The following is a 17,227-nucleotide window of genomic DNA, read 5'->3' as shown; positions in this document are numbered from 1 at the left end:
ATCCGGGCCGTGCTTCCCGGCGCATGCCCGCGTCTTCCGGGTCGCCGGAGCGCGAGGCCGCACCGGATGAACCTATGCGTGCTCGCCCAACCATTTGTACATCACGAGACTATCGACCAATCCGAACCGCGCATGGCGATACGCCCGGGGCAGACGTCCGACGATTTCGAAGCCCAGTTTTTGCCATAGGGCAACCGCAATCTCGTTGGCCGCCACGACCGAATTGAATTGCATTGCCAAAAAACCGCGTTCGCGCGCGATCTGCTGCGAATGCTCGCACATCAGCCGCGCGATGCCACGCCCGCGCGACGCCTCGCCGACCATGTACCCGCAATTGCAAACATGGTCACCCGGTCCCGCCGCATTTGCCTTTAGAAAATATGACCCTAGCAACGCGCCGTCTTCTTCCACGACCCACGTGCAAAGCGGTGCATCGATCCACAAGGCCCGTGCGGCTTCTTGTGTCGGCGCGGGATCGAACGCGTAAGTTTCCTGCGCGCCCACCACTGCGCGGTAGATAGGCCAGAAATACGCGAAATCCTCGCCGGTCATCGGCCGAATCGTGAGCATGCAATTCCTTGTGAAATGGATTGGAAGACAGAATTCTATTGCGCTGCGGATCGTAGACGCCGCATATCGGCCAAAGATATCAGCACGTCACAAACGTAATCACCGAAATTGCGTTGCCGATCCCGGCAAGCGGCAAGTTCGACATCGCAAACCGTAGCCGCGCAACCTAGGCGGCTCTCCACACTCCCTCGGCTTTTCCGTTACAGTAAAATCGCTGGCCTCGAACACGGCCCAGGCAAAGCCAATATTTATGTCAAACCCGTAGGGGACAGGATGACTACTTCGCAAGCTTATACCGCCGACGCACCCACCCGCGCGGAAATCGACTCGTTCGCCGGCGCAACCGTCATCGAGTTCGGCGCCAATTGGTGCAGCATCTGTGCGGCTGCGCAACCTGCGATTCGCGATTCATTTTCGGCACATCCAACCATTCGTCACCTGAAAATCGAAGACGGTCCCGGCCGGCCGCTTGGCCGCTCGTTTCGCATCAAGCTTTGGCCAACGTTGGTGTTCTTGCGCGATGGAGTCGAAGTCGCGCGTATCGTTCGCCCCGCAAATGCCGAACAGATCGAAACCGACGGTTTCAATGCGCTCGCGTAAGCGCACCGCCGCCCAATAGCCATGCAGCAGATTATTCAACACATTACCGTTGAGGCACGCGGACGCGGCCTTGTCGAGTTCACACCGCAGGTTCGCGCGTTCGTCGCGCAGCAGCCGGTTCGCACTGGACTGCTTACGTTGTTCTGTCGGCATACGTCGGCTTCGCTGCTTATTCAGGAAAATGCAGACCCATCTGTACGGCGCGACCTGGAGCGTTATTTCGAAGCTCTCGCGCCCGAGGACGAAACCCGGTATGAGCACGATGCGGAAGGTCTCGACGATATGCCTGCGCATTTACGCACGGCGCTTACAAGCGTGCAGTTGGCGATTCCTGTCGAACATGGGCGCATGGTACTCGGCACTTGGCAAGGCATTTATCTTTTCGAACACCGACGTGCCGCCCATCGGCGCGATATCGTGCTGCATTTGCTTGGCGAGTGAGTACGATGATGCACCGGTTATCGACGAAAACGCGGTGCCGTGATATTAACGAATGCGATCCTGCACTTGGGCGATTGGCCTCGCCACTTCCTCGCCCCAGGTTGGCCATATCGATGTGGGCGAATTTTCAATGGCAAGCAGCCGCAACGATCTGAAGCGTTCAGCGTCTTCGGTATCCAGCAGGCGTACCGTGATCACAAATGCCAAATCCTTATGCTATCGGATTAAGTACAGCAACCGGCACAGAAACATTGCATCCGTTTCGAAAAACCAGGACGACAGAATAAACTACTTCCCGGGCAAATTTGCAACCATCGCAATGTCCGATTCTTCATCCCATCCCTCTCGACAGTCAGAGACAGCCGTATGTACGTACCCGCCCATTTCGCAGAAAACAGCAAGGATGTGCTGCACGAGCGCATTGCCCAACACCCGTTCGGTACACTGATTACCCACGGGACAAGCGGACTCGACGCCAATCACATTCCGTTTGAACTTTCGTCAAACGAAGGTGAGTTGGGCATGTTGCGTGCACATGTCGCGCGAGCCAATCCGGTGTGGCATGACATAGCGAATGGCGACGAAGTGCTCGTGGTTTTTCACGCAGGCGACGCCTATATCTCGCCAAACTGGTATCCAAGCAAGCATGAATTTCACAAACAGGTGCCGACCTGGAACTACATGGTCGTCCACGCGCATGGGCGCATCGCAATTCTCGACGACGAGCGCGACGTCCGCGGGATCGTCGCTCGCCTGACGCGCACACATGAAGCATCGCAGCCGAAGCCTTGGAAGATGGGGGATGCGCCCAACGACTATATCGACACGATGCTCAAGGCAATCATAGGCATACAGATAGAGATCACGCGCTTGGTCGGCAAAAGCAAGCTCGGCCAAAATAAGGAGGCTCGGGATATTCGCGGCGCGGGTGAAGCGTTGAGTGCGCGCGGAGCATCTGCCGTAGGTGAAGCGATGCTTGCCGAGGCTTCAAAGAAATCGCAATAGAGTGAATCCGCGTGGAAGCCCCCCCTGACCACGCGTGGCGCGCAGCAGACGCGCTCGCAACTCGATTCATGCGCTGCCAATAAACGCCGTCCGGCTGTGCGATACAACGGCGGCTTGCACCATCCATGCCAACGTCCTTCCCCTCCTCACTACAGCGTGCTCCACATGGACGAAAAACGCGTCGTCCCGCCCGGCGGCGCCATCCATTGGTGGATCATGCTCAGGATAACTCTCGCGTCGATCCTCATCAGGATGCGCTGACGACGATACTCAACGAGCATATTAAAATTTCTCGATCAATCTTTTTTCATAAATTTACCGATACAATCGCCTCATCTCTATAAGTTTAATTTTTATAAATACCAATCAACTTTAATTCATAAAAATTTCTCAATCAAAAATTCACCAAAAGAATTTTTCGTTACAGCAAATTCAAAATACAGATTTATATATCAATTTCAAATCGACCGATTCTTTATGCACACCAGGCTCGACAACACAGAGCGTCACCATAACCAGCCGGCTCCGCAGTCCATGCACCTCTCACCTGACAATCATGCATCGAATTCCCATGTAATTTTCAAAAACAATATCAAATGACATTTCAAAAATCGACAAGCCGAAATTTGAATCGGAAATTCAAATTTGACTTCACCTAAATTTTTTCGTAATTTCCATTTCAACGGAAATTCGAAAATACAAGAAGCAGCACATTCTCACGCGCATTCACATTCAAATCGGTTTCGCTGCCCATCAAGAGGAGCAGACATGCCACCCGTCATGCAAGAAGCCATCCGTCAGCCGTTCCCGTTGCGTCGATCGACCGCGGTTTATCGGAGGGCCAGCCGATGAAGAGGCACGCGATGCAGCCGATCCGGGTCCTGATCGTCGGCGGCGGCCTCGGCGGCACGATGCTCGCGAATCAACTTGCCGCGAAGCTGTTTGGTGAATTGATCGATAAGCGTGTATCGCTGATCCTGTTGTCCGATTCGCCTGATCATTTCTACAAACCCGCTTTCATGTACGTTGCATTCGGAGCTGCACTGCGCGAGGATCTTGTGCGTTCCGAGCGATCGTTGCTGCGGCCCGAAATCGATTTCGTCGTCGACGGCGTCGAATCCTTCGATTTCCCCGCGCAGCAGGTCCACACACGCAGCGGCCAGCGATATGGCTACGACTACCTCGTGATCGCGACCGGTTGCATACCCGCGCCAGAGCGCATCGAGGGGCTGCCGGAAGCCGGCGATCATTTCTATCAGTACGATCCTGCCCGTCAGCTCGCGCAACGCTTGGCGGCCATTGAACGCGGCCGCGTATTCATCACCGTAACCTTTCCCAAGACGCACAACGTGCCGCACCAGTGTGGAATCGCGCCAATCGAAACGACGCTGATGCTTGACGATTACCTGCGCCGCCGCGGTGTGCGCAAACAAGTCGAGATCGTCTACACATACCCGAGCGTCGCGCAACTGCTGCGCAATTGTCTGTTCCTGCAAAAACCGACTTGCGACATCCTGCCCACGCTTTTCGCGCAGCGGAACATTCGATATCAGCGAGGCTTCCTGGGCTCGCGGATTCGGCTGATCCGGTCGATGCTGGCCGAGGATACCGGGCTGGTGTGGATCAACCAGTACGAGAATGACGAGAACGTTCTCGCACATTACCACTCCACCGGTCCGGAAATCCTGAAGCAGTTCGAGAAGCCTGACTTCGTCTTCGTGGGCGCCGGCACGACCGGGACGCTGGGCGGCGTCTCGCGCTACCTGCGGGAACATTCCCCGCATACCCGGATCATTGCCGTCGACAGCGTAGGCTCGGTCACGTTCGGCCAGCCTCCAGGCAAACGCCATATTCCGGGGCTGGGCACTAGCACGCCGCCCGCCATTCGCGCGCAATCCCGTTACGATGCGTTGTTGATGATCCCGGAGGCGGACACGGTCGACATGTGCCGGAACCTGGCCCGGCAGGGCATGCTGTTCGGCGGCTCCACCGGCACGGTGCTGTGCGGCGTGCGCCAGCATGCGCAGCACATCCCGCCGGATTCCTGCGTAGTGGCCATTTCCCCGGACATGGGGGATCGCTACGTCGACACGATTTTCTCACCCGACTGGGTGGCCGAGCATTTCCCGAGTCTGCCGCACGTTGCCTCGGTGCAAATGCAAGAGGCCGCTCTTTCCTGACACGCATCCTTTGCCAACTTCTCCGATGAACAGACTCGCTCCCCCGCCTTTCAAGATGATCGGCGCGCCCAGCATTTCAGCCTGGCTCGAACAGCATCCCCGCGAGGTCTTCGACCTGGTGTGCCGGGCCTATCAGCACGACGCGGACGGCCATACGGTCAACCCCGACAGCTATTTCCTGCGATTTCCGAATGAGCCACGCAATCGGATCATCGCGCTGCCCGCGTCGATCGAAAGCGAGCCGCCGATCACCGGCATCAAATGGATCGCGAGCTTCCCGGCCAACGTCGATCGTGGACTCGATCGCGCCTCCGCCGTGCTGCTGGTCAACAGCCGCGAGACCGGCTATCCGCTTGCCTGCATGGAGGGCAGCCTGATCAGCGCCGCCCGTACCGCGGCATCCGCTGTGGTGGGCGCGACCCATCTGCACCCGACGCCAGGGCGGATCCGCAGTCTCGGCGTCGTAGGCGCGGGTCCGATCGCGCTGGGTGTGGTGCAGTTGCTGGCACGCCTGGGCTGGGTGATCGATGAATTGTGCGTGTCCGACCTGTCGGACGCGCGCGCTTCGCTGTTCCGCGACAAATGCGCCAGCCTGGTCGGCCGCTCGCGAAGCGCCGAGTTGCGCACCACGATTTCGGAATCCGACATGATTCTGTTCGCAACCTCGGCCACCGTGCCGTATGTCGCCGAACAGGACTGGTTTCGCCATGCACCGACCGTGCTGCATATGTCGCTGCGCGATATCTCAGCGGACCTCATCCTTGCCAGCCAGAACGTGGCGGACGATCCCGAGCATTGCATGAAGGCTCAGACCTCGCTGCACCTGGCCCAACAGCAGTGCGGACACAGCGACTTTGTCGACGGCGGTGCCGCGGCCTTGATCCGCGGTCAGATCAAGCCGGACACCGGACGGACGCGGATCTTCTCGCCGTTTGGCATGGGGATTCTCGACCTCGCGGTCGCACAGGCCATTCTGAACGATCTCGACGAAGCACGGATGACGAGCATGCCGGACTTCTTCCCGGCGCCCTACACAGTCTGATCACGATGGGTGCCGGGATGAGCGGTTCCAGGCGCCCCGGGTCGCGACCGGCATCTACTCACCACGAACTCACCACATCATGCAAATCAATGACTGGAAGGAATGGCGCCTGGCGTTCAGTCGCTCGTCGCCGCTGCTGATCTCGGCGCTGCTGACAGGCGTCGTGTTCGGTACGCTGGTCATCCAGAGCCGACTCGGCGTCGTCGACGGGCTGATCATGTCCGGCTTCATCTATTCGGGCTCGGCGCAGTTCGTCGGCCTCGAGCTGATCACCTCGCACGCCACGATGGTCGTCGCACTCGGGACGACGTTCCTGCTGAGCTTGCGCTTTTTTCTGTATGCGGTTTCGCTGGTCGATGAAGTCAAGAAAGTGCCGGTTCTTTACCGGGCCATTCTTGCCTTCGGCCTGATCGACGCAGTGTTCGTGCTCACCAAGGATCGCTTTGCCGAAGACGGCACCGAGGCGCAAAAGAACACCTACTTCATGGCCTGCGTCGTCATCTTCTACGTGAATTGGGTGCTGGGTACCGCGATCGGGCTGTTCGTCGGCGATCACCTGGCGCAGTACAGCACACGCCTCGGGCTTGACTTTTTCACCTACGCGACCTTCGCCGCGATGCTCGCCCCGTATCTGAAGCAGTGGAGAAACCTGGCGGTGGCCGTGCTCGGGCTCGGAATTTACCTGCTGACCTGGTCCGCGCCCTACAACCTGGGCATTCTCATTTCGTGCCTGGCATCCGTGCTGTTGGTGCAAATCGCGACCGGCTTGTCGCGCCGCAAGACCCAGACCCTGGAGCCGCAAGAATGACCCCGACCATGATCATGATTCTCGCCATGGGCGCGACCGTCTTCGTGGTGCGAGGGATCGCCTTCATCTTCGCAAACCATATCTCGCTGCCGCGCTTCCTGCGCGAATCCCTGGAACTGCTGCCCCCCGCCATCCTGACGGTGATTATCGCCAACGGCGTGCTGCTGTCCGGGCATGGCACCGAGCTCAATGCCAGCCTGCGCAATCCCTATCTGCTGGCCACGCTCGTCACTATCCTGATCGCCACGCGCGTGCGGAATTTCTTTGCCGTGATCGCATGCGGCTACGTGGCCTACCTGCTCCTTTCCCATCTGCCAGCCTGAGCCGCCAATAGCATGACTGATACCGAACGTGCACTGCTGGACACACTGCGGTCGATTCTCTCGGTGCCACTGTCGAACGACGATTTGGCTCATGGCCTGCTGGCACTGGGTGCCGACTCGCTGCAGGCCGCGGCATTCTCCGCGAGCATTCATCGACGGTGGGGCGTCAGAATTCCGGTGGCCCGCCTGCTGCAGCTGGAACGCGTGAGCGACCTGTTCGCTCTGCTGCCGCCTCAGACTCGGCCGCTGCCGCCGGCCCCGGCGCCAGATCCGACCCGCACCCATGCGCAAAGTCCCGCGCAACGGATGGTTTATCTCGAGCATTTTCGCCATCCCGACACCACGGCCTACAACATCCCGATCCTGGCCGTGCTGCCGCAGCCGGTCTCGCCGCAGCAATTCAGCGACGCGCTGCAGGAAGTCGCGGCTGGGTTGCCGATGCTGTTTGCGCGTTTCCACGACGAAGACGGCCAGTTCGTCTGGCGTTTCAGTGAGCCGCGCGAGATTCCGGTACGGCGCTTCGCGGATCTGCGCGAGGCGCGCGAAGCGCTGGTCCAGCCGTTTCGGCTGGACCACGATGTGTTGCTGCGTGCCGCCATCGTTCCGTTCGATGGCCGGCAGACCTGTCTGATGCTCGACTTTAGTCATATCGTGGCCGATGGCGTGTCCATCGGCCTGTTTGTCGAGCGACTCAAGGCGGCGATCAATGGCGCCCAGCGGGAACCGCGAGCGGGGCATCGTGCGGCGTCGTGCATCTGGCAAGCTGACGATGCTTGGCTGGCGCGGCAATCGGCCGGCCGCCAATTCTGGCAGGGCCTGCTGAGCGAAATCGGCCCGAAGCCCACTTGGCCAGGCCTGCCGGAACTTCCGCCGCGCACCGCGCCCGGCTACGGCTACGCGGTGCAATACACCGATCTGGACGAGCGACAGGCCGATGCGTTTCGGGCGCTGGCCAAGCGTAGCGGCAGCACGCCATTCATCCTGGCGCTGCTGCTGCTCGCCGCCTTGCAGGCACAGCTGTTGCACGGCTGGCGCAATCATCTCGGCGTCGTGGTGTCGGGCCGCGGCGAGACGGACGGTTTCGACAGTTTCGGCATGTTCGTCAATACGCTGATCCTGCCGTTGCCGCTGGATGCGGATCGAACGGTGCAGGAGGCGATTCATCTGCTGCATCGGCATGTCCTGGCCGCGCTCGAGCATCAGACCTTTCCGGCGGCCGATCAGGTTGCGATGTGCGGCGTCGAGCGCGGTGCGGGCGACCATGACCATCCGCTGCTCGATGTGCTGTTCGCATTCCAGAATATCAGTTACCAGCGAATAGATATCCTGGGTGGGTATTTCCGTTCGTTTTGCGAAGCCAAGAGGATGGCGCAGTTCGCGCTCGTTCTGCATTGCTTCGATCTGGGCGCTTCGGGTTACCAACTGCAATGGGAATATTGCCCGCACCGCTTCAGCCATCGCTCGATCGCGACGTTCTCAGCCATGTTCACCCGGTTATTCCAGCGCCTGCTGACGGCCGAACCCTCCGCCTTGCTGCGTGAGTTGATCGAGCCGCCCCGGGCCGACCATGCCGCCCCTCGCCTGACCGCCACCGCCGATTTCGATTTCGAGGATTAATCTGATGTCCAGCGTTTTCACCCCCTTGCAGGACGAATCGCGCCTGCAGCGCGTTGCCTATTATCAGCGCCAGCTCGATGCCGACGGCCTGCCGGCACAATTGCCACCCATGCCCGGGTATCCAGGCGATCCGGAATCCGTGGACGGTCGGATGTCGGACGTGGCGTTCCAGGCGCTACAGAAAATCACGCGAGGCGACGAACACAATATCTGCGCTCTGCTATCGGTCGGACTGAACCTGCTGGCGCACTATTACGCGCCCGCCGACTATCCGCTGCGCTTCGGCTACTCGATCGCCGGCGCCTCGCACGCCAGTCACTTCGTCCTCCAGCATGCTGCGCCCGCTCCGCACGAGCGTGCCGCCGACGCGATGCTTCAGCACCGCAAACAGATTTTGGATGTACTGGAACTCGGTGACGGCAGCTTCGAGGAAATCCGGCTGCTGCTGGATCAACCGGGCCCGCATCTGATTTTCGGCCTTCATCTGTGTGTGCGCATGGCCGGGGCACAGCCGCTGACGCGCCAGCCCGGCACGCTGCAAATCGATTTCGACTTGTCGGCCAACGGGCGGATCAGCCTCCACGCCGATGCGGCACTGTATCCGCTGGCTTATCGCCGGTCGATTCTGCGCAATATCGTCGGACTGCTGGAGCAGATCGCGGGTGCGCCGAAGCAGACGCTGGGCGAGTTCGTTCCATGCTGCGACGAGGAGCGCGCCATTGCCGAGCGCTTCACGAACGGACAGACACGCGAATTCACGCGCCACCTGCGTCTCGAGCAGATGTTGGAGGCGCGCGCGCTCGACATGCCACATCAACTGGCTGTGATCAGCGACGACGAGCGACTCGACTACGCGACGCTGAACGCGCGCGCCAATGTCATCGCCTGGAACCTGATACACCGCGGAGTACGTCCCGGCGATGCGGTGGCGGTCATGTTGCCACGCGGCATCGGCATGCTGAGCTCGATCTACGGGGTGCTGAAGGCTGGTGCCTGCTATGTGCCAGTGGATCCGAGCTATCCGGACAACCGCCGCCGCTACATCCTGGAAGACAGTCAGGCCCGTTTCGTTCTTGTCGACGGGACCGACGGCGTGCCCGCCGATCTTGCCGAGCATGCGCTACCCGTGCTGGACTTCGCCGCGACCGCGGAGGGCACGGCCAATCCCGCGCTCGGCCTGGATGCCGGCGAACTGGCCTACCTCATCTATACCTCGGGCTCCACCGGCAATCCCAAGGGCGTGATGATCGAGCATCGTTCGGTGTTCAATCGTATCGAATGGATGCAGCATGCCTATGGGCTGCAACCTGGCGACGTCATCCTGCAAAAGACGCCGATCTCATTCGACGTCTCCGTTTGGGAGTTGTTCTGGTGGGCATTTTCCGGCGCCGCCGTATCGTTGCTGCGCCCTGGCGGCGAAAAGGATCCCGCTGCATTGCTCGAGACTATCGCGCGCGATCGCGTCACCCACATGCATTTCGTGCCGTCGATGCTGGACGCGTTCCTTCAGTCGGTCGATGCGCGCGCACCGCAAGCTCGCTCACTGAAGATTGTATTCACGAGTGGCGAAGCACTCACCCTGCATCAATCCGAGCGCTTCTTCACGCAGATCGGCACACCGTGGCAAACCCGTCTCGTCAACCTGTACGGGCCAACGGAAGCCACGGTCGATGTAACCGCCTACGAATGCCAGCCTGGCGAGCGGCGTGCATCGGTGCCGATCGGCCTGCCGATCCAGAACACCCGTATAGTCATCCTCGATGCCCAGCAGCGTCTTGTTCCGATCGGCGTGCCCGGCGAACTGTACATCGGCGGTGTCAATCTGGCGCGCGGCTATCTCAATCGCGCGGAACTGACCGCCGAGAAGTTCTGCATCCTGCCTGCTCCCCTCGCGCAGCGCTTCTATCGGACCGGCGATCTGGTCCGTTGGCTGGCCGACGGCCAGATCGAGTATCTCGGCCGGATCGATCACCAGGTCAAGATTCGCGGCTACCGCATCGAGATCGGCGAGATCGAGGCCGCGATCCAGCGCGATCCCCTAGTGCGTGATGTGCGCGTGATCGCGCTCGCGCGTGAGGATGGCAGCAAGTTCCTGGCGGCCTACGTCCGGCCCGAGACAGGCTACGACGAGGCTGCGGTCCGAGCGGCCTTGTTACGCGATCTGCCTGAGTTCATGGTGCCGGCGTACCTCGTCGTAGTCGATCATTTCCCGCTCACGCCGAACGGCAAGCTCGACCGCGCGAAATTGCCGAATCCGCAGAAACTCGCGCTCAGGGCATCGCAGGCGTCGCCGCGCACCGAGTCGGAGAAGGCGCTGGCGGCGATCTGGTCCGAGGTGCTCGGCGTCGACTCGGTGGGCATTCACGACAGCTTCTTCAGCCTCGGCGGCGATTCGATCACGGCGCTCGGCGTTATCAGCCGCGCTCGCAAGCTCGGCTTCGAGATCAGCTTCCAGCAAATGTTCAGTCATCCGACGATTGCCGGCCTGGTTCCACTGCTTGGGCATGCACGGCCCGTCGACGAGCCGGCCTACCGGCGTTTCTCGTTGTTGAGCGATGAAGACCGGTCCCGTCTGCCGCCTGACATCGAGGATGCCTATCCGATGTCACAGCTGCAGGCCGGCCTGATTTTCCAAAGCGAGCTGAACAAGGGCGCATCGTGGTACCACGATATCCAGGTTTATACGCTGGACGGCCGGTTCGAAGCGGAGGCATTTCGCCAAGCCGCGCAACGAATGGTGGCCGATCACGCGATCCTTCGAACCAGCTATCACCTGCAGGGGTATGACAGTTTCGTCCAGATCGTGCATCGCGATGCGCCACTGCCGCTGTTTATCGAAGACTGGCGCGACGAGGATGCCGACCGGCAGGCTCAGCGGCTCGAGCAGTTCATGGAGCAGGAAAGCCATTATCAGTTCGACTGGCAGCAGCCCGGCCTGATTCGCATTCATATCCAGGTGCTGTCGTCGCAACAGTTCCGCTACATCCTGAGCTTTCACGATTCGGCGCTGGACGGCTGGAGCATCAATCAATTCCATACCAAGCTGCTGCGCCTCTATCATCTGGCCCGGCAGGGCGCGCTGCCGGCCACGGATTTCAATGACGACTTCCTGCGCAAATACGTGACCGTCGAGCAAACGACACGCGCTGATCCCGACGCCCAGGCATACTGGCGGACCGCCTTGCGCGATTACGCGCCGATGCCGCTGCCACGTCTGCGCGCCCGCGAGGGTGACGTGCCCGTCATCGCGTATCACGATATCGAGATCGCGCCAGCTCTTTCCGACGCGCTTCGCGCCCTGGCGGCGCGGCTTGGCGTGCCCGTCAAGACCGTGCTGCTCGGCGTGCATATGCGGGTACTCGGCCTGCTCGCGAACACCCGAACGGTGGTCAGCGGCTACGAGCACAGCGGGCGTCCGGAAGAAGCCGAGGTCGATCAGGCGATCGGCCTGTTCCTGAATTCGATACCCTTGCTGACCGAGCTTCGGACCAACGAATCCTGGTCGGCGCTGGTGCGCCGCCTTCATGCGCAGGAGGTCGAATTCCTGCCGTATCGCCGGTTCCCGATGGCTGACATGAAGGCGATGCTGGAGACCACGCAGACGCTGTTCGAGGCCGTCTTCAACTTCACGCACTTCCATATGCTCAAGGCGCTGCGTGCGCTGCCCGGCATGAATGCATTGAACGTGCGGGTTCGGGCGGAGACCGAGTTCCCGCTACGCGCGGAATTCTCGCAGAACGCCTATACCGATCAGGTGCAGTTGAGCCTGCATTATCACCGCAACGAATTCGATGCAGAGCATGTCGCGCGGATTGGCGAGTATTACCTGAATGCGCTGCGCACCATTGCCGACGATGCCGAACAACCCTACTGGCTGGCCGAACTGATTCCGCCCGCCGAGCAGGCGCTGCTCGCGCGCCTCGGGCGGGGCGAGCAGCGCCCGCTGCCGTCTCATACGGCGATTCATCGGATCCTGGATCATGCGCAGCGCACGCCACGAAAAATCGCACTGCGCGACGCACGGCATATGCTGAGCTTCGAAGCGCTGGCCGCTGCGGCGAGCGCGGTCGCCTCGGTACTGCCGGCGCGTGCCGGTGCTCCTCGCGTGGTGGCCATCGCGCTGCCGCGCTCGGTCGAATGGATCGCAAGCATCGTGGGCGTGATGGCGGCGGGGGCCGTCTACATGCCGCTGGACGCAGACTATCCGGACGCACGCATCCTGGAGCTGCTGAACGAAGCTCGCGTCAGCGACCTGATTTGCGAGCGCGATCAGCATGCGCGCTTCATGGCTCTGCTGCAGGGACACGAGGCGCCGGTTCGCCTGCATGTACCGGCTGATCTCCCGGCCGGCACGCAGACTATCTGCCGCCCGGGGATGGACGATCTGGCCTACGTGCTCTTTACATCCGGCTCGACGGGCAAGCCCAAGGGGGCAATGCTCGAGCATAGCGGCATGCTGAATCACATGCTGGCAAAGATCGAGGATCTGGCGCTGAACGACTCGGACGTTTTGGCGCAAACCGCGCCCGTCACCTTCGACGTCTCGGTCTGGCAGGCCCTGACCGGGCTCGTGTGCGGCGCGCAGACCGTGGTCTATGCGAAAAACATTCAACTGGATCCGGCCACCTTCTGCGCGCGCTTGAAGCAGGACGGCGTGAGCGTGCTGGAAATCGTTCCATCGTATTTCGCGCTGCTGCTCGAATACCTGGAGCAGCATCCTGTCGATCTGGGCGCGTTGCGCGTGCTGTTGCAAACGGGCGAGGCGCTCAAGCACGAACTGGTGGTGCGTTGGTTCGCCCTGTATCCGCAGATTCGGCTGGTCAATGCCTATGGCCCCACCGAGGCATCCGACGACATCACGCATCACATGCTCGAGGCGCCGCCGGCCAACGCCATCGTGCCGATCGGCAAGCCGATCCGCAACATGTGGATTCATATCCTCGATGATCAGGACCGACCGGTACCGTTCGGCACGCCGGGCGAAATCTGCGTATCGGGAGTCGGGGTGGGGCGCGGCTATATCAATGCGCCCGACAAGACCCGCACGGCATTCGATTTTGCACACCCGCTCGGACAATGGTCGAACGGGCGCCTGTACCGTACCGGCGACGTTGGCAAATGGCGCGCAGACGGCGTGCTGGCCTACCTCGGGCGCAAGGACGAGCAGGTGAAGATTCGTGGCATGCGGATCGAGATCGGCGAAATTGAAAATGCGTTGCTGGCGATCGAGCATGTGCGCAACGCCGCCGTGGTGCTGCAAGCGGGCGAACACGGCGGCCGGCTGATCGGAGTGGTGCAGGGGCAAGCCGATCCGGATCAGGTTCGGCAGCGGATCGCGGCGCAACTGCCGGACTTCATGCTGCCCGAATACGTCCTGCGATGCGAGGCCTTGCCGCTGAACGCGGCGGGCAAAGTGGACAAGAAGGCGCTGCTCGCCTGGTGCGCGCCGCAGCTTCGGGTCGACCAGCCGGCGGTACAGCCGCCTGCCGGTGCGCTTGAACAGGATCTGGCGGCGCAATGGTCCGAGCTGTTGAAGATCCCGGCCCAGGCGATCGGGCGCGACAGCAGCTTCTTCGCGCTCGGCGGCAATTCGCTGCTCGCGATGTCGGCGGCGATGCGCTCGCAAGGCCGATATACGCTCGTCGATCTGTTCACGTATAAAACGCCGGCGCGCCTCGCGGCATGTATCGAGAGCGACCGGCAGGTCGCGCCCCGCATCCTGCATCGTTTGGCCAGTGGAGGATCGGGACCGGCGCTTGTCTGCTTCAGTTACGCGGGCGGCAATGCCGTCAATTTCCAACACGCGGCTAACGCGCTGCGCGAACGCCTCGATCTGCAGGTGTTCGCGGCGGAGCCGCCGGGTAACGATCCTTCGATCGATCGTGGCTTGCTGCCGGCGACGCAGCTCGCACGGCATTGCGTCGAGGAATTGCGTGAAGCCGGCGTATCGGAGGTCGTCGCGTGGGGTCATTGCTCGGGATGCGGGCCAGCGGTGGAATTCGCCGCCCAGGCCATCGATGCGGGGATGCACGTGTCCGCAATCGTGTTTTCGGGCAAGGTACTGCGCCCGGTGGAAATCCTGAAGCAACAGATCGCGAAGACGCAGCAGCTGGACGACAGCGAGATTCTGCAATGGTTGACCGATGTGACCGGGCTGGACCTGAATGTCGACGAGAATGTCGAGGTTCGGGCACGGCTTGCCGCCGCGTATCGCAACGACGCAGTCGGGGCCAATGAGATCCTGCTGAAAATCTGGCGTGAGCAGTTGGTGTTCCGTCGTCCGATCCGGGCACTGTGCCTGCTGGCGGACGACGATCCGCTCACACGCGGGGACGAAGGGCAGGCGGAAAACTGGGGGCATCTGAATCTCGATCTTCAGGTTCGGCGCCTGCCTGACGGCGGCCATTATTTTCTGAAGACGCGTGCGCCGCTGCTCGGCGATATCCTGGGTGAATACCTGGCGCAAGTGCAGCCCTGAGTCGTGGCGCGCCGCGCTTCCGCGCGCGGCGCGCCAGATGCTTCGCAAGAATCGGTTTCCATCGTACGAGATCCAAAGCATCAGTCGATCGAGGAACGACGAAGCCATCAACAGGCCGTTGAAATACCTTGGCCTATCCCGCACGATGCAGTCTCCCGAGATCAACGAAGAGGGAGCAGATGCGAGGCGCCGACGGCTACAACGAATCGTCGTTCAGCACGGTCAGGCTGGAGGAGTGTATTCCGCAGACCCATCCGTTGCGGCCGATCCGGACGTGACTGGACGAAGCGCTTTCGAAGAGGGATGCCAAGTTTTCGGCGATCTACGAAGCAGACGTCAAGGGTGGCCGCCCGAGCATCGCGCCGGAGAAGCTGATGGGCAGCCAAGCTGCTCCAGCTGTTGTACAGCATCCGCGGCGAGCGGTAGTTGGTCGAGCAGATCTCGTGCAACCTGCTGTTCCGGCGGTTCGTCGGCCTGTCGTCGATTGAGGATGCACTCTGGCATCACTCGGTATTCAGCAAGAATCGGGATCGGCTGATCGAGTTCGACGCGGTGAGTAAGCGCTGATTGGAGGCCGTTGTTCAGGCCCAATCGCTCGTCGTCAGTCGAGTCGATCTGAGACTGCGGTTCCGAGGCAACCAGCACCATGGCAAAGGCTAGGGACTGCATCCCTCTTCATTTTCAACTTATTCGCGAGGCCCTACATCGCAGTCACCGTTCATGCCTCCTCACTCTTCCGTAGACAGTTAGAGAATGACTTTCCAGGCCCGTTCGCGCGGATGAGCCTCAACCGTGAACGGGCGGTAGGCGCCTCCAACGTGGCAACAATGATACAGCGATCTTGATCAAACATTGCGCCAGAAGCCCAAGTCGGAAAATATTCGCTATCACTTTCTGCGAGTCGAGGCTGGTCGCAGCTTTTACGCACAGGACGGCAGTCAATTATTCAAAGACAACTTATTGAGACTACGGACATCTTTTCTGAGAGACAACACCAATAAGCAGTTGAATTGCCCGCTCACCAGTTCCGTACTGGTAATCATTCGTCAAATTGGCTCGGTACTGTACAGATACTGTCCACTAGACTTGCTCTCACCCTCAACGATTTCAGTGCAAAAAAGAGAGCATCACATGGACCATCTCACCGCCAGCGCGCTACCAGCCGGCCTGTTGTTCGCGCTTGTCACGTCGATCACGCCGGGCCCGAATAACACCATGTTGCTCGCATCCGGCGTCAACTTTGGCTTTCGCCGCACATTACCGCACATATTCGGCATCAGCGCCGGCGTAGCGATCCTGATGCTTGCGGTCGGTTTCGGCCTCGGTGAAGCATTTAAACGCATCCCGATGCTTTACACCTTGTTTGAGACCGCCAGTGTCGTGTATTTGCTGTACCTCGCGTGGCGTATCGGCACGTCCGGCGAAGTGCGTGCGCAAAACGGCAAATCGCGCCCGATGACGTTCATAGAAGCCCTGGCGTTCCAATGGATCAATCCGAAAGCGTGGATGATGGTACTGACCGCCGCGACCACGATTCAGCTCTCGGCCGACTATGGCCTCAACGCCGCATGGATGGCGCTCGTGTTCATCGCGGTAGGGTTGCCGAGCATTTGCGTCTGGGCCGCATTCGGCCAGGGAATGCGCGGCCTTCTGTCGAATTCGCGCCGGCTGCGCACATTCAACGTCATGATGGCAGCACTGCTCGTGCTATCGCTTTATCCACTGCTGTCAAAAATACTGGCGGCTGACTGACGCGCCGTGCGTTTGCCTTGGTGTCGTCCCTCGTTGTGATCCGTCCCGGCAAGGCGTACGCTGCAATCCTGACGCCGGTTCGCCGCCGTGCGAACCCGTCCCGGCTGGGAGGACGCTGATGAAGCCATTGCTGAAAGCAGGCGATCGGATCGAGGGGCTGCACTGGATCGCCGAATATCGTCACCGCGCGCATTTGATCCGGGTGCTGCGCGAACGTGTCGAAGTGGGCACTTACGGCGCGCCGTCCGCGTTGTTCGGCGACGAGGAAACAATGGGCGCATCGACAACCGCCGATCGCCGCAGCCGTGAAGCGGCGCTACGCGCCTACCTGCGGCACTTCGCGAAAGTCCACGACGCAGAGGAATGAGCTTGCCGGCCCGCCGTGCGCCCTACGCCGGAACGATCCGCGCG

At 60.8% G+C, this 17,227-nt stretch carries 12 protein-coding genes and 1 pseudogene; 12 read left to right on the top strand and 1 reads right to left on the bottom strand.

The window, feature by feature from the left end:
* Positions 1 to 72: 72 nt before the first annotated feature.
* Positions 73 to 570: a GNAT family N-acetyltransferase gene (locus WS68_RS24315; protein ID WP_059573276.1), complete on the bottom strand. Its 498-nt coding sequence runs from the start codon at positions 568 to 570 to the stop codon at positions 73 to 75.
* A 273-nt stretch (positions 571 to 843) separates the two neighbouring features.
* On the opposite strand from WS68_RS24315, the gene WS68_RS24310 reads away from it, so the two are divergent.
* From WS68_RS24310 to WS68_RS24260, 12 genes and pseudogenes are all read left to right on the top strand, one after another.
* Positions 844 to 1,170 carry a thioredoxin family protein gene (locus tag WS68_RS24310; RefSeq protein ID WP_059573275.1) on the top strand — a complete coding sequence of 109 codons (327 nt, stop codon included), beginning with the start codon at positions 844 to 846 and terminating at the stop codon, positions 1,168 to 1,170.
* A 21-nt stretch (positions 1,171 to 1,191) separates the two neighbouring features.
* The gene (locus WS68_RS24305; protein WP_059573274.1) at positions 1,192 to 1,611 is read left to right on the top strand and encodes a secondary thiamine-phosphate synthase enzyme YjbQ; all 420 of its coding nucleotides are present in this window, start codon (positions 1,192 to 1,194) and stop codon (positions 1,609 to 1,611) included.
* Between the two features lie 366 nt (positions 1,612 to 1,977).
* Entirely contained in the window at positions 1,978 to 2,616 is a 639-nt protein-coding gene (locus WS68_RS24300) for an FMN-binding negative transcriptional regulator (protein ID WP_059573273.1), read from the top strand.
* 863 nt (positions 2,617 to 3,479) lie between these two features.
* Positions 3,480 to 4,796, top strand: coding sequence for a pyridoxal-phosphate dependent enzyme (locus WS68_RS29175; RefSeq protein ID WP_156429663.1), 1,317 nt, complete (start codon positions 3,480 to 3,482; stop codon positions 4,794 to 4,796).
* A gap of 25 nt (positions 4,797 to 4,821) precedes the next feature.
* A complete protein-coding gene (gene sbnB, locus WS68_RS24290) occupies positions 4,822 to 5,838 on the top strand; it encodes a 2,3-diaminopropionate biosynthesis protein SbnB (RefSeq protein ID WP_059573272.1) in 1,017 nt (338 codons plus the stop codon).
* A gap of 79 nt (positions 5,839 to 5,917) precedes the next feature.
* Positions 5,918 to 6,646 carry an AzlC family ABC transporter permease gene (locus WS68_RS24285; protein ID WP_059573271.1) on the top strand — a complete coding sequence of 243 codons (729 nt, stop codon included), beginning with the start codon at positions 5,918 to 5,920 and terminating at the stop codon, positions 6,644 to 6,646.
* Positions 6,643 to 6,969, top strand: a complete 327-nt coding sequence (locus WS68_RS24280; protein ID WP_082710284.1) for an AzlD domain-containing protein — start codon at positions 6,643 to 6,645, stop codon at positions 6,967 to 6,969. The genes WS68_RS24285 and WS68_RS24280 overlap by 4 nt, the downstream gene beginning before the upstream one ends.
* 12 nt (positions 6,970 to 6,981) lie before the next feature.
* Complete coding sequence (locus WS68_RS24275; protein WP_059573269.1) at positions 6,982 to 8,586, top strand: condensation domain-containing protein; 1,605 nt, start codon at positions 6,982 to 6,984, stop codon at positions 8,584 to 8,586.
* A gap of 4 nt (positions 8,587 to 8,590) precedes the next feature.
* Positions 8,591 to 15,064, top strand: coding sequence for a non-ribosomal peptide synthetase (locus tag WS68_RS24270; RefSeq protein ID WP_082710283.1), 6,474 nt, complete (start codon positions 8,591 to 8,593; stop codon positions 15,062 to 15,064).
* Positions 15,065 to 15,243: 179 nt separating this feature from the next.
* Positions 15,244 to 15,619: pseudogene (locus tag WS68_RS27045) on the top strand (transposase); the annotation flags it as partial.
* 576 nt (positions 15,620 to 16,195) lie between these two features.
* On the top strand, positions 16,196 to 16,816 hold the full coding sequence (locus WS68_RS24265) for a LysE family translocator (RefSeq protein ID WP_059573267.1): 621 nt from the start codon (positions 16,196 to 16,198) through the stop codon (positions 16,814 to 16,816).
* 118 nt (positions 16,817 to 16,934) lie between these two features.
* Positions 16,935 to 17,183, top strand: coding sequence for a hypothetical protein (locus tag WS68_RS24260; protein WP_059573266.1), 249 nt, complete (start codon positions 16,935 to 16,937; stop codon positions 17,181 to 17,183).
* Positions 17,184 to 17,227: the final 44 nt, after the last annotated feature.

This window comes from Burkholderia sp. TSV86 (genome assembly GCF_001522865.1).
In the GTDB taxonomy this organism is placed as follows: domain Bacteria; phylum Pseudomonadota; class Gammaproteobacteria; order Burkholderiales; family Burkholderiaceae; genus Burkholderia.
Note: the sequence above shows the minus strand (reverse complement) of the source record. Positions and strands in the feature narration are given on the sequence as shown.

What these genes read in the sequence shown, in the direction of transcription:
- WS68_RS24260 (WP_059573266.1), top strand. Translation starts at nt 16,935, where the DNA reads ATGAAGCCATTGCTGAAAGCAGGCGATCGGATCGAGGGGCTGCACTGG.
- WS68_RS29175 (WP_156429663.1), top strand. Translation starts at nt 3,480, where the DNA reads ATGCAGCCGATCCGGGTCCTGATCGTCGGCGGCGGCCTCGGCGGCACG.
- WS68_RS24285 (WP_059573271.1), top strand. Translation starts at nt 5,918, where the DNA reads ATGCAAATCAATGACTGGAAGGAATGGCGCCTGGCGTTCAGTCGCTCG.
- WS68_RS24310 (WP_059573275.1), top strand. Translation starts at nt 844, where the DNA reads ATGACTACTTCGCAAGCTTATACCGCCGACGCACCCACCCGCGCGGAA.
- WS68_RS24305 (WP_059573274.1), top strand. Translation starts at nt 1,192, where the DNA reads ATGCAGCAGATTATTCAACACATTACCGTTGAGGCACGCGGACGCGGC.
- WS68_RS24300 (WP_059573273.1), top strand. Translation starts at nt 1,978, where the DNA reads ATGTACGTACCCGCCCATTTCGCAGAAAACAGCAAGGATGTGCTGCAC.
- sbnB (WP_059573272.1), top strand. Translation starts at nt 4,822, where the DNA reads ATGAACAGACTCGCTCCCCCGCCTTTCAAGATGATCGGCGCGCCCAGC.
- WS68_RS24265 (WP_059573267.1), top strand. Translation starts at nt 16,196, where the DNA reads ATGGACCATCTCACCGCCAGCGCGCTACCAGCCGGCCTGTTGTTCGCG.
- WS68_RS24280 (WP_082710284.1), top strand. Translation starts at nt 6,643, where the DNA reads ATGACCCCGACCATGATCATGATTCTCGCCATGGGCGCGACCGTCTTC.
- WS68_RS24315 (WP_059573276.1), bottom strand. Translation starts at nt 570, where the DNA reads ATGCTCACGATTCGGCCGATGACCGGCGAGGATTTCGCGTATTTCTGG.
- WS68_RS24275 (WP_059573269.1), top strand. Translation starts at nt 6,982, where the DNA reads ATGACTGATACCGAACGTGCACTGCTGGACACACTGCGGTCGATTCTC.
- WS68_RS24270 (WP_082710283.1), top strand. Translation starts at nt 8,591, where the DNA reads ATGTCCAGCGTTTTCACCCCCTTGCAGGACGAATCGCGCCTGCAGCGC.